8 protein-coding genes are annotated in these 12,625 nt (G+C 64.1%); 3 read left to right on the top strand and 5 right to left on the bottom strand.

Annotated elements, in window-relative coordinates; genetic code table 11:
- Positions 1-122 precede the first annotated feature (122 nt).
- Positions 123-674: an NADPH-dependent FMN reductase gene (locus V7Q53_RS04260; protein ID WP_333827163.1), complete on the bottom strand. Its 552-nt coding sequence runs from the start codon at positions 672-674 to the stop codon at positions 123-125.
- Positions 675-781: 107 nt separating this feature from the next.
- On the opposite strand from V7Q53_RS04260, the gene V7Q53_RS04255 reads away from it, so the two are divergent.
- Positions 782-2,461 carry a thiamine pyrophosphate-binding protein gene (locus V7Q53_RS04255; protein WP_333827162.1) on the top strand — a complete coding sequence of 560 codons (1,680 nt, stop codon included), beginning with the start codon at positions 782-784 and terminating at the stop codon, positions 2,459-2,461.
- A gap of 224 nt (positions 2,462-2,685) precedes the next feature.
- Here the strand turns inward: V7Q53_RS04255 and V7Q53_RS04250 are convergent, their stop codons facing one another.
- From V7Q53_RS04250 to V7Q53_RS04235, 4 genes are all read right to left on the bottom strand, one after another.
- Entirely contained in the window at positions 2,686-4,167 is a 1,482-nt protein-coding gene (locus V7Q53_RS04250; RefSeq protein ID WP_333827161.1) for an inorganic phosphate transporter, read from the bottom strand.
- A 144-nt stretch (positions 4,168-4,311) separates the two neighbouring features.
- Entirely contained in the window at positions 4,312-4,767 is a 456-nt protein-coding gene (locus tag V7Q53_RS04245; RefSeq protein WP_333827160.1) for an NUDIX hydrolase, read from the bottom strand.
- 78 nt (positions 4,768-4,845) lie between these two features.
- Positions 4,846-5,271, bottom strand: a complete 426-nt coding sequence (arfB, locus tag V7Q53_RS04240; RefSeq protein ID WP_333827159.1) for an alternative ribosome rescue aminoacyl-tRNA hydrolase ArfB — start codon at positions 5,269-5,271, stop codon at positions 4,846-4,848.
- Between the two features lie 300 nt (positions 5,272-5,571).
- Entirely contained in the window at positions 5,572-6,195 is a 624-nt protein-coding gene (locus V7Q53_RS04235) for a queuosine precursor transporter (RefSeq protein WP_333827158.1), read from the bottom strand.
- 582 nt (positions 6,196-6,777) lie between these two features.
- Here V7Q53_RS04235 and V7Q53_RS04230 point away from each other — a divergent pair.
- Both V7Q53_RS04230 and V7Q53_RS04225 read left to right on the top strand, forming a co-directional pair.
- Positions 6,778-11,394, top strand: a complete 4,617-nt coding sequence (locus V7Q53_RS04230) for a PAS domain-containing protein (RefSeq protein ID WP_333827157.1) — start codon at positions 6,778-6,780, stop codon at positions 11,392-11,394.
- Positions 11,381-12,619, top strand: coding sequence for an EAL domain-containing response regulator (locus V7Q53_RS04225; RefSeq protein ID WP_333827155.1), 1,239 nt, complete (start codon positions 11,381-11,383; stop codon positions 12,617-12,619). The genes V7Q53_RS04230 and V7Q53_RS04225 overlap by 14 nt, the downstream gene beginning before the upstream one ends.
- The last annotated feature ends 6 nt before the right edge of the window (positions 12,620-12,625 follow it).

The following is a 12,625-nucleotide window of genomic DNA, read 5'->3' as shown; positions in this document are numbered from 1 at the left end:
CCTTGGCAGAGGCCGGTAAAGCGCGATTAAGCAATCGCGTTGCAAGCGCCCTGAAGGGCGCTTGCAACGCCGCGCCGTTCCCGCCGCACCAGCGCGCCCCGCCGCCCGGCCCTCTGACACGCTCAGCGGGCCTGCTTTTCCCGCGCCGCCGCTGTCAGCCGGGCCATCAGCGCATCGACCGCCTTCTGAAACCGCTCGGACACCAGCGCACCCGAGGCATCAAACGCATCCGCCGCCGGGCCGACCAGCACCTCAGGATGGGTCAGCACCTCGGCGCGCAGGGGCTGAAGCATCCAGCGCAGTATGGATTGCGTCCGCTCGCCGCCGGCGCGCCCTGCTGTGGCCGAAACCAGCGCGACGGGCTTGCCCTCCAGCACCTGCCCTTCGGCCCGGCTCACCCAGTCAAGTGCGTTCTTCAGCAGGCCGGGCGGGGCTTTGTTGTATTCCGGGCAGGCGATCAGCAAAGCATCGGCGGCGCTGATCTGCGCGGCCAGACGCGCCACGCCTTCAGGCAGGCCCTGCGCTTCCTGCAGATCGCCGTCATAAAGCGGCAGGCGCAGATCGCCCTCCTCGAAACTTCCGTCAAAACGGGCGGCCGCCACTGTCATCAGTTTGCGGTTGAGAGAGCCTTTGCGCAGCGATCCGCAGAGGCAAAGAAGCCTTGGTTCTGTCATGTCTTTCTCCGTTTCCCCTCACCTAGCGCGCGCATCCCGGCGCGACAAGCTTGCACCCGCCATGCCGATGCGCGATCTTGCGGCGCTGAAGCAGCAAGGAGCAGATCATGCATCGCAATACGCGCCACGGTGGGCAGATACTCGTCGATCAACTCAAGGCGCAGGGGGTGCGGCGGGTCTTCTCGGTGCCCGGCGAAAGCTTCCTCGCTGCACTTGACGGGCTGCATGAAAGCGGGATCGAGAATATCGTCTGCCGCCACGAAGGCGGCGCCGCGATGATGGCCGAAGCCCATGCCAAGCTGACCGGCCAACCCGGCGTGGTGTTCGTCACACGCGGGCCGGGGGCGACCAATGCCTCGGCGGGTATCCATGTCGCCAAACAGGATTCGACACCGCTGATCATGTTCGTCGGTCAGATAGACAACAACCACCGCGACCGTGAAGCCTTTCAGGAGGTGGACTACCGCGCCTTCTTCACCCCGCTCGCCAAATGGGCCGCCGAGATCGACCAGACCGACCGCATCCCCGAATATGTCAGCCGCGCTTTCCACACCGCGCGTTCGGGCCGACCGGGGCCTGTCGTGCTGGCGCTGCCCGAAAACATGCTTTCGGCCGAAGCAGACGTGCCCGATATCGCACCCGTCGCACCCTGCCCGCCCTCGGTTTGCTCCGAGCAGATCGACGCGGTGCTGGCGATGCTGTGCAAGGCAAAGGCGCCGCTGGTGGTGGCCGGTGGCTCGGTCTGGTCAACCGAAACCGCGCAGAACCTTGCGCGTTTCGCCGAGAACTTTGATCTGCCCGTGGTCGCCACCTTCCGCCGCATGGACCGGATGGACAACCGCCACAGCCATTATGTGGGCGATCTGGGCGTCGGGATGAACCCGGCGCTGGCGAAACGGCTGCAAGAGGCCGATTGCCTGCTGATCCTGGGCGCGCGCTTTGGTGACATCGCCACCGGCGGGTATGAACTGGTGAAGCCCGGCAACCCCGGCAAGGTGCTGATCCATGTGCATCCAGACCCCGATGAGCTGGGCCGCGTGTTCCGCCCCGATCTGGCACTTGCTGCGCCCGCCATCGACGTGATCGCCCGGCTGTCACGGCGCGAGGCACCGGCGCATCCGGACTGGGCGCAATGGACAACCGCGGCGCGCGCCGATTACGAAAGCTGGGTCACGCCGCGCGAAACACCGGGCGCCGTGAAGCTGGAGCAGGTGATGAAACACCTGTCAGACACCCTGCCCGACGACGCGATCATCACTAATGGCGCGGGCAATTTCGCCGCCTGGCTGCACCGCTACTTCCGCGCCCGCGCCTTCCCCGGGCATCTGGCCCCAACCTCGGGCAGCATGGGATACGGCTTTCCGGCGGCGGTCGCGGCGAAGCTGGAACACCCTGAGCGCCCGGTGGTCTGCGTGGCCGGTGACGGTGATTTCCAGATGACACTGAACGAGCTGTCCACTGCCCGCCAGTATGGCGCGGCGGTGGTGACGGTGGTGTGCAACAACGGGCGCTACGGCACAATCCGCATGCATCAGGAGCGGCATTATCCGGGGCGCGTCAGCGGCACCGACCTGTTCAACCCCGATTACGCCGCGCTGGCGCGCGCCTATGGCGGGCATGGCGAACTGGTCGAACGCACCGATGAATTCCCGGCAGCGTTCGCGCGCGCGCAGGCATCCGGCCTGCCCGCGGTGATCGAACTGCGCCTTGACCCCGAAGCGCTCTCCCCCGGCCAAAGCCTTGCGGCCACCCGCGCGCAGGGCGAAAGCAGCCGCGACGCCTCGTGACGAAAAAGCAGAGGGGGGGCGTTGCCCCCCTCTTGGCCTGCCGGCCAATTCACCCCCCAGCGTATTTCCGGCAAGATGAAAGGAGGCGCCGCGCCCCTGCTTCACCTGTTCAGAAATATCCCGGGGGAGTCCGACCCTCGCAGAGGGGCGGGCGGGGGCAGCGCCCCCTCTCTTTCTTTCCGTCCACAGCCCCGACAGAAGGGTAGCGCACGGCGGTCAGGCCCTTATGCCGCGCCGCCCACCGCGACCAGCAGCAGGAACAGTATTGCAGACAGGGTGGCCGCAGCGGGCACCGTGACAACCCAGGCGGTCAGGATGGTAAGCAGATGAACCCGCCGCACCACCTTGCGCCGCGTCCGTTCCTCTACCGGCAGGGTAGACAGCTCACGGTTTTCCTTCAGCACTTTCTCATGATACCATTCGCGGTAGAAACCGACGCCAAAGATGCCGCCGATGGCAATATGCGTCGAACTGACCGGCAGACCGAGCCATGAGGCGATGATCACCACCACCGCCGCCGACAGCGCGACACAATAGGCGCGCATCGCGTTCAGCCGCGTGATCTCGGACCCCACGATATTGATCAGCTTCGGCCCGAACAGCAACAGCCCGAACGACAGCCCCACCGCGCCGATGACCATCACCCAGATCGGAATTATCACTTGCTCGCTTGCGCCGCCGTGCTGCACGGCATGGACGATGGCGGCCAGCGGCCCCACCGCATTGGCCACGTCATTGGCGCCATGTGCGAAAGACAAAAGCGCGGCTGAAAACACCAGCGGGATCGCAAACAGCGCCTTGAGCGATTTGTTGCGGTTCTCCAGCCCCCGCGCCTGACGGCGGATCACCGGGCGCATCACCAGCGCCAGCGGCAGCCCTGCGGCAAGGCCCATCATCACCGATTCGCTCAGGCTGAAGCTGACAATCCGCGAGATGCCCTTGAGCGCCATATAGGTCACGAACACGCCGCCCATCACGCCGATCAGCACCGGCACCCATGTGCGGGCGGCGCCGATCTTGTCGTCGCGGTAGATGATCCGGCTGTTGATGAAGGCGAGGAAAAGCGCTGCGATCAGCCCGCCCGCCACCGGCGAGATCACCCAGCTGGCGGCGATGGCGCCCATCACCGGCCAGTTGACCGCCGCAAAACCCGCCGCCGCGATCCCCGCCCCCATCACCCCGCCGACGATCGAATGCGTGGTGGAGACCGGCGCGCCGAACCATGTTGCCAGATTGATCCACAGCGCCCCGGCCAGCAGCGCCGCCATCATCGCCCAGACGAAAACGCGCGGTGCCGCAACGCTTTCGGGCGCGATGATCCCGCGCGATACGGTGCTGACCACATCACCCCCCGCCAGCAGCGCGCCTGCCGTTTCGCAGATGGCCGCGATGACCAGCGCGCCGCCCAGTGTGACGGCATTGGCGCCCACCGCCGGGCCCATGTTGTTGGCAACGTCATTGGCGCCGATGTTGAGCGCCATATACCCGCCGATCACCGCCGCCGCGATGACGACCAGGGCGCCCTGCTGCGCCCCGATGAAGGCGGTGACCACGATGGCCACGAGCACCAGAAAGGCCAGCGCCAGCCCCGGCGCGATCAGGGGGCGTGCGGTGAAGACCAGCGCCTGCTCCATCAGGCTGATCCGGCCCAGATCCTTGTCGAGCGTCTTGATCCCCTTGGCGTTGGGGTCGGCAGGGGCGGGCATGAGCGGGCTCCGGAGCGTCATAAAACTGTTACAATCGGGGCCCTAAAGGCTTTCCGTGCGATATTCAATGCAACATCCTGCCATCCGGGGGGTTCCCTGCCACGCAACGCGGCGCTGCGCACCAAAGCCGGGCCGGGCCGGCCGTCAGAGCGACAGAAGAAGCGTCTTCAGGTCAGGTTCCTGAACCGCCGCGGCGGCGGCTTCGGGGGTCATCCATTTGCGCTTGCGGCGTGTGCGTTCAGGCCAGTCGCGCGCGAGATCGGCCACCGACACGCGGAACACCTCGACCCGGCAGGAAACCGGCAGGCCGCCCGCGCGGATCTTCTGATAGGTGTAAAAACCGACCGGCACCTCTTCGACCTTGCCGATGACGCCGGATTCTTCCCAAGCCTCCTGCAGGGCGGCGCCGGCCAGCGTGCGTTTCTTCATCGGCCAGCCCTTGGGCAGGATCCAGCGGCCCGAGCTGAGGCTGGAGACCAGAAGCACCTCGCGCCCCCGCTTGCCTTCACGCAGACACAGGGCGGCGGCCTGAATGAACTCAGGGCGGCGGAACACCGGCTCGATCAACGATACCAGGGCCTGCAAAGGGGTCTGCTTCATGGCCTGCTCGCCTTTCGGATCTGGCGTTTTGCTTTCGCTTTCACTTTCGATTCTGGTCTGCACCCGCAACAATTGTGCTCAGTCGGTCGCCGGATCAACCCTTCCACGCAGGTTTTTAACGGTTCCGCGCCGGTTTTTCGCATCCACGCGCCGCCGCTGGCTGGAAAGCGTGGGCCGGGTGGCCACACGCCGCTTGGGCGCAACCAGCGCGCGTTCGATCAGGGCGGCCAGCCGTTCGCGCGCAATCTCGCGGTTCCGGGCCTGACTGCGGGTATCTTCGACCCGGATGATCAGCGCGCCTTCCAGCGTCCAGCGCCGCCCCGCCAGCTTTTTCAGCCGCGCCTTGATGGCGGGTGGCAGGCTGGGGCTGCTTTCAGCCTCGAACCGCAGCTCCACGGCGGTGGAGAGCTTGTTGACATTCTGCCCCCCCGGCCCGGAGGAGCGGGTGAAGCTTTCTGACAGCTCCCAGTCACGGATGATGATCTGATCGTTGATGCGCAGCATGGGTCCGGGCCGGATAGAGGGCCAGTCTGGGGGTTAATCAAATCCGGGGTTAATCAAATCCGGGGTCAATCGAAAGGGCCGCCCGGCGTTCGGACGGCCCTCACGAGCTTTCAGGAGATGGGGCCGGTTAGGGACCTGCCCAATCAGAGGGTTGCGCAGCCTCGGGCTGCCGTCAGCTTACGCTTCCTCCGACTGTTCCGACACCTCTCTCCAATATCACTCTAGACACTGGACCACCTCCTTTCGCTGGGTTGACTTGTAAGGACATGGTGGCACAGATTTTGTGTTTGTCAAAAGTTTTTATGCGACAGGTTGCGTCAATTTTCGAACGAGTATCCGAAACGGCGCCAAAGCGAGCAGCGCCAGACCCAGTTTGACCATCCAGTCAGCAACCGCCATACTGACCCAGAGCGGCGCGCTGAAACCCCAGCCCAGAAGCGGCAATGAGCCGCCTGCCCATGAGACATCGTTCCCGGGCTCAAGGAAGGTCAGCGTGGCGGCAAAGGCGACCGTGAAAAAGAGCGCGGTGTCCACGGTTGACCCTACCATCGTCGAAGCCAGCGGTGCTTTCCACCAGCGCTGATCGCGCAGCCGGTCGAAAATGACGATATCCAGCATCTGCGCGCAGAGAAACGCCAGGCCTGAGCCCATCGCGATGCGCAGCGTCACCAGCGGGCCGAATTCACCGACGATCTGCGTCCCGATCAGCGAGCAGGCGACGCCGGTGGCAAAACCCGCCCAGACAACGCGGCGGGCGGCGGTGGGGCCATAGACGCGGTTCATCACGTCGTTGACCAGAAAAGCGAGCGGATAGGTCAGTGCACCCCAGGTGAGGTAATCACCCAGAAGAAACTGAACCAGAATATTCGAGGCCACGACGATGGCGGCCATGGCAAGAATGCCGGGCAGATAAGAGCGGGACATGATGTATTCCGTTTTGACAAGGTGGTCGGAGACTTGGCCAGCGGGCTTTGACCGGGCGCGCGTTTACTAGAAGCTGTCGTCGCGCGGCGCAAGCCCTGTCATGGCACCCGCGCGCGGCCCCTTTGCAGCACCCGCGCACAACCTGAGCGCGATCACGCGCAGGGATATCGACAATCGCTGCGCGTGTCGGCAAAAGAGTTCCTGAATCGTGTGGAAAATGTCTCTGAGTAGCGGATTGTTGCAGCTTTTTCGCCCAAAAATGAACGTAATTGGACCCTCTATTGCATGTCTGACACCTTGCGAAAGGCATTGAAGCTGCGCAGATCTCAGGAAGAACCGCAGAAAAGCAATGAGCCGCGCAGAGGCATGAACGCACCCGCAGGCGAAACAATGAACGGTCAGAAAAGCCGGAACGCCCGGGCCAAGGAAGGCAGAGATGAGCAGTGCAGCATGGGTCACGCAGGCGCGGACCCGGGGATATGAAAAGCGTTTCCAGGGGCCACGCGCGGCCCTCAGGCGCTTCTGTGTGCGAAAGGCGTCACAGTCCACTTGCCGCATTTCTGGTGCAACGGATGCAATGATATGAGCTTTGCGACACCTTCAGGCGGTTACCCGCGCCCGCAGCCCGAAGACAGCGGGCAGTTCGGTGTCGGGCGGCTTGACCGCGACGGGCGCTTTTCGATTGCCAATTCAAGCCTGTGCCATTTCCTTGGCTTCACGCCGGAAGAATTCGGCCACATGACGCTGGGGGACATTGTTCACCCGGATGATCAGTGCCGGCTTCACAGTCGCATCGACGCCGTGCTTGCCGATCAGATCCAGGGCTTCTCTATGGAGCTTCAGGTGGTACCGAACGGGCGCGCGCCGATCTGGTCGGTCTGTCAGGTTCTTCCGATCCGCGCGCTTGGCGTCAAGGACAGCGACTACGCGCTGGTGATCAGCGCGCTGCCCGGCTACACGCAGACGGTTTCGGCGCTGCGCGCCAGTGAAAGCCGGCACAAGACGCTTCTCGCCCATCTGGCAGGTGTCGCCTATCGCTCTGTCAGCGACGGAATGGGTGGCCTTACACTGGAATATGTCAGCGAAGGCATGCGCGATCTGTGCGGCATCGACCCGAAGGATATGATAAAAGGGCTGATCACGCCCGCCGATGTGGTGCATCCGGAAGATTTTGACCGTATGCGCAACGCGACACTGATCGCGCTGGACGAACACACCACGGTGCGCAACCTGTTCCGCATACGTCAGCCTGACGGCAGCTACCGCTGGGTGCTGGAGAATTGTCGCGGCGTCTATGACGCCGAGGGCCGCCTGGAGGCGCTGGAAGGGTATCTGACCGATATCCACGAGCAGAAGCTGATCGAGGAGCGGCTGAGCAAAAGCGAACGCGCCCTGATCCAGAGTGAGCGGCAGCACAAGGCGCTGCTGTCCAATCTGGTCGGGGTGGCCTTTCGTCTGTGCGGCACCGCGACGGAATACTGGCTTGATTATGTCAGCGACGGGGTGCGCGATCTGTTTGGCGTGGAGCCGCAGGAATTGCTCAGCGGCAAGGTCAGGATCGACCAGTTGCTGAACCGTGACGACCGCACGGCACTGCGCTCAAGCATCGCTGAGGCGCTTGAGACGCGGACAACGTCCAGGAATGTGGTACGTGGCCTTTTGCCGGACGGCAGCTACCGCTGGATGGTCATCACCATGCGCGGCGTGGTGGGTGAAGATGGCCTGATACGCGCCATCGAGGGGCTGATCACCGATATTCACGAGCAGAAAGAAATCGAGGAACGCCTTTTCCGGAGCGAGCAGGAACTGCGCGAGGCGCATGAACTTGTTGGGCTCGGACGTTGGGAGCTTGATCACATGTCAGGTGAAGTGATCTGGTCGGCAGAGACCTATCGCATTTTCGGCCATGATCCGGAAACCTTCAGACCCAGTCAGGAAGATTTCCAGAAGGCCCTGCACCCCGAGAACCGCGAGAGCGAGGCCACGCTGCTGGCTACCGCGCTGGCCGCGCGCGCGCCCTATAATTCCGTGCACCGGATCATCCGGCCGGACGGTGAGGTGCGCCATATCGCCGAACGCGGCGAAACAACCTTCGATGAGCAGGGCAGGCCGCTGCGCACGGTGGGCACCACGCTGGATGTGACCGACCTAAAACGCGCCGAACAAGCGCTGGTTGAGGAGCAGGCATTCAAGAACGCGCTGCTGGAATCGTCGCATTTCGCGGTGATCGCCTGCGATGCCAATGGCAAGCTCAAGATGTTCAACCGCACGGCGCGCGAATGGCACGGCACCGACGCCCTCACCATCCCGCCCGAGGAATGGGCCGATCATTTCTCGCTCTTTTCCGCCGACGGAAAACGCCAGCTCAAGGCAGGGTCCATCCCGCTCCTGCGGGCGCTGAACGGCGAAACGGTGCGCGATTCCGAAATGTCGATCATCACCGAGGGCAAACCACGGCGCCACGTCATCTGCAGCGGCGCCCCGCTCCATGACGCCAGCGGCCGCAAGCTGGGCGCGATGGTGATCATGCGCGACGTGACGCGCCAGCGATTGACCGAAGCCAATCTGCGCCAGCGCGACGCAATCCTCAGCGCGGTCGCCTTTGCCGCCGAACGGCTGCTGACAACCTGGGACTGGGAACAGGAGATTGACACCATCCTGTCCACGCTGGGGCAAGCCATTCATGCCAGCCGCTCCTATGTGCTGCGCGCAAGGACGGACCGGAACCACCGCATGTTTGCCTCGGTCCTGCATGAATGGAGCGCGCCCGGCATTACACCGACTGAGATCTGGAGCGCGTCGAAGGGCATTGACATCATGTCCCGGGGGCTGGGCCACTGGGCGGAGCGGATGCAGCTGGGCGGCGTCATGCAGGCCCGTTCGCGCGATTTTCTGCCCGCCGAACAGGCCGTGCTGGAGCCGAGGGGCATCAAGGCGATCATCGCCATTCCGGTGTTCGTGCATGGCGAATGGTGGGGCATCCTTGGTTTTGACGACTGCGCCACAGACCGCCACTGGTCACTGGCCGAACAGGAGGCCTTGCGCGCTGCCGCCAATACCATCGCGTCTGCCATCGAGCGGCGGCGCCAGCAGGAAGACCGGCTGGCGCGCGTTGTCGCCGAAGAGGCCAATCAGGCGAAATCGGCTTTTCTGGCAACCATGAGCCATGAAATCCGCACCCCGATGAACGCGATCATCGGCCTGTCCGAGGTGCTGAACCAAAGCGCGCTGTCAGACGATCAGGCAGACCTGCTGAGCGCGATGCATGATGCGGGGCGCCATCTGCTGCACCTGATCGACGATATTCTGGACATCTCCAAGATCGAGGCCGGGCAGGTGAAGATGCTGCCCTCGGCGATCAATCTCAATGAAACCGTTGATGCCGTTGTCGGCAGCCTGATCAGCACGGCCTCCGAAAAGGGCATTCTGGTCCATTGCTTCGTCGCGCCCGAGCTGCCCTCGACCATTCTGATTGACGGGCTGCGGCTGCGGCAGGTGATTTACAATCTGCTTGGCAATGCCATCAAGTTCTCGGCCGAAATCCAGGGCCGCACCGGCAAGGTGGAACTGCGCGTTGACAGCGATGAGGGCGTGACGCAGGAATTGCGGATCACCGTGCGCGACAACGGCATTGGCATGTCCGAAGAGCTGATGGAGCGGGTTTTCGAGCCCTTCGCGCAGGGCGATTCACAGCTGACGCGCCGGTATGGCGGCACGGGTCTGGGCCTTGCCATCACCCGCCGGATTGTGGCGATGATGGGCGGCCGGGTTTCCGTGTTCAGCACACCCGGCGAGGGCTCCACCTTCACGCTCAACCTGCCGTTGGAAGAGATCGCTCCTGACCCGGCCATGCCGCGCGAAAAACCGCTGGCGGGTCTGCGCTGCGTCGTGCGCGAAAGCAGTTCCTATATCGCGCAGGATATCGCCGCCTATCTGAAACACGCCGGCGCCGAGGTGAAGGTGGACGAGACCGACGATACGGATGCCACGGGCCTTTCGATGCTGGTCTGCGGGCTGAAGCATGTCCGGAACCTGACGACGCCCCCCTCGGTACCGCATCTGGTGATCGCATCCGGGCGCGGGCGGCGGACGCGGGCGCGGCTTGTCTCCGAGCGGGTCACCGAAGTGGATGGCGCCGGCCTGTCCTATGGCCGCCTTGTCGAAGCCGCCGCGCTTTGCGTGGGGCGGCTGCAAAGCCATGTGGACACCCTTGCGGGTGGCGACGCCGAGCGGGGCTATGCCGATTCCCAGTCGATTCTGCCCATCCTCGTCGCCGAAGACGACCCGATGAACCAGAAGGTCATCCGCCGCCAGCTTGGCCTGCTGAACCTGCGCGCCGAATTTGCCTGCAATGGCGAAGAGGCGCTGATACTGGCCCGTTTCGGGCGGTATTCGCTGCTGCTGACTGACCTGCACATGCCGGATATGGACGGCTATGCGCTTGCCCGGCGTATCCGCGAAGAAGAGATCAGGGTCGGCGGCAAGGCCGATGCGGATGACGGTGCCCCGTCCCGGCGGCTTCCCATACTGGCGCTGACCGCCGATGCCCGCCAGGAGGTGGTCGACACGATCCGCGAGGCCGGGATGGACGGCTTGCTGATCAAGCCCGTCACCCTCAAGACCCTGGATGCCGCGCTGCGACCCTGGCTGACCGAAGCGGCGCCACCGGCACCAGCGGGCGGAAAGCACAAGGACGCCGCACCCGCCACCCCGGCCGAGCGCGCGCCGGAATCCGCTGTGGCGGGAACGCCCGTCTACAAGCGCCGCAGCGCCGCGCGAAACAGCCGCCCCGCCACTCCGGCTGAGCAACCCGCGCAACCAGAGACCGACCCGCAGGCGGAAGGGCCCGTGCTGGATCTGTCGGAACTGGCGGCGCGGATCGGCGATGACGAAGAGATGCAGCACGAATTTCTCAACCTCTTCCGCGAGCAGATGACCCCGCTTACCACCCAGATACAAGAAGCCGCCAATGCCCATGATCTGGACCGCATCGGTGCGCTGGCCCATCGCCTGAAATCCACCTCCCGTGCTGTTGGCGCGATGGATCTTGGCGCGCTCTGCGCCCGAATTGAAGACGCCTGCCGAAAGGAGGACATTGATGAACTCAGCCCCTTGCTCGCCCGGTTCGGGCTCGCCTCGGATGCCGTCGGAAGCGCCATTACACGCGCCGTTGGAAGCGCAGGTCATGTCCGCCATTGACCGCAAGCTGAAGGTCATCGCGATTGACGACGACCCGTTCGAGCTGAAGCTGATCACCCATCAGCTTTCGGTGCTTGGTCAGCAGGATGTCGCCGGTTTCACCGATCCGCTCAAGGCGCTTGACAGTATCAATCATGCGGTCGGCGAGGATGCCTTTGATCTGGTCTTTTGTGACCTGCAGATGCCGGGCATCGACGGCATCGCCTTTCAGCGGCGGCTGGTGCGTTCCGATTTTGGCGGCCAGCTGGTTCTGTTCAGCGGTGAGGATGACCGCACGGTGCACGCCGCGGCCAGCCTTGCGCGGCGCCAGAATCTGCGGCTTCTGGGAATTCTGAAAAAGCCCATCGATCTGGATGCACTGCGCAAGATCCTTGTCGCCGCCGCCCCCGCAGGCGCTGAGAGCACCCGGCCTGACCATAAAATGTACAGCGCCGCCGAGCTGCGCCGCGCGATCGAGAATGACGAGCTGATCAACTATTACCAGCCCAAGGTGCTGCTGTCCGACGGCAGCCCGCTGGAGGCGGAATGCCTTGTGCGCTGGCAGCACCCCACCGATGGCATGGTCTTTCCTGACCAGTTCATCCCGGTTGCCGAAGAACACGGGCTGATCGACGATCTGACCCATCTGGTGCTGACCAAGGCGCTGGCCCAGTCCGCCCGCTGGCGCGAGATGGGGCTGACGCTGCGCGTGGCGGTCAATATCTCGATGGAGAATCTGAATGCGCTCGATTTCCCTGAAAAGGTCATGGCGGCGCTCGCCTCGGCCGAAGTGCCCGCCGAAAGCCTGATCCTTGAGGTGACCGAAAGCCGCCTGATGCAGGACCCGGTCGCGGTGCTGGATATCCTGACGCGGCTGCGGCTTCGGCGGGTGCGGCTGTCGATCGACGATTTCGGCATCGGCCATTCCTCGCTTGCGCAGTTGCGCGACCTGCCCTTTGACGAGCTTAAGATCGACCGCAGCTTTGTGCACGGCGCCCATGCCGACCCGCAAAAGCGCGCGATCCTGCAAGCCAGCATCGACATGGGGCGCCAGCTGGGCATGCAGACGATTGCCGAGGGCGTCGAAGAGATCGAGGACTGGAAAGTGCTCAAGGAGCTGGGCTGCGATCTGGCGCAGGGTTATTTCTGCGCCCGTCCCATGCCCGGCAGAGCGATCCCCGGCTGGGTAAAAAGCTGGCACATGCGCTACCTTGAGATCAAGCGCAACAGTGTCCTCCTTTCGTGACCCGGC

It is taken from the genome of Pararhodobacter sp. (genome assembly GCF_036802785.1).
GTDB lineage: Bacteria > Pseudomonadota > Alphaproteobacteria > Rhodobacterales > Rhodobacteraceae > Pararhodobacter.
Note: the sequence above shows the minus strand (reverse complement) of the source record. Positions and strands in the feature narration are given on the sequence as shown.

What these genes read in the sequence shown, in the direction of transcription:
- V7Q53_RS04260 (WP_333827163.1), bottom strand. Translation starts at nt 674, where the DNA reads ATGACAGAACCAAGGCTTCTTTGCCTCTGCGGATCGCTGCGCAAAGGC.
- V7Q53_RS04255 (WP_333827162.1), top strand. Translation starts at nt 782, where the DNA reads ATGCATCGCAATACGCGCCACGGTGGGCAGATACTCGTCGATCAACTC.
- V7Q53_RS04250 (WP_333827161.1), bottom strand. Translation starts at nt 4,167, where the DNA reads ATGCCCGCCCCTGCCGACCCCAACGCCAAGGGGATCAAGACGCTCGAC.
- V7Q53_RS04245 (WP_333827160.1), bottom strand. Translation starts at nt 4,767, where the DNA reads ATGAAGCAGACCCCTTTGCAGGCCCTGGTATCGTTGATCGAGCCGGTG.
- arfB (WP_333827159.1), bottom strand. Translation starts at nt 5,271, where the DNA reads ATGCTGCGCATCAACGATCAGATCATCATCCGTGACTGGGAGCTGTCA.
- V7Q53_RS04235 (WP_333827158.1), bottom strand. Translation starts at nt 6,195, where the DNA reads ATGTCCCGCTCTTATCTGCCCGGCATTCTTGCCATGGCCGCCATCGTC.
- V7Q53_RS04230 (WP_333827157.1), top strand. Translation starts at nt 6,778, where the DNA reads ATGAGCTTTGCGACACCTTCAGGCGGTTACCCGCGCCCGCAGCCCGAA.
- V7Q53_RS04225 (WP_333827155.1), top strand. Translation starts at nt 11,381, where the DNA reads ATGTCCGCCATTGACCGCAAGCTGAAGGTCATCGCGATTGACGACGAC.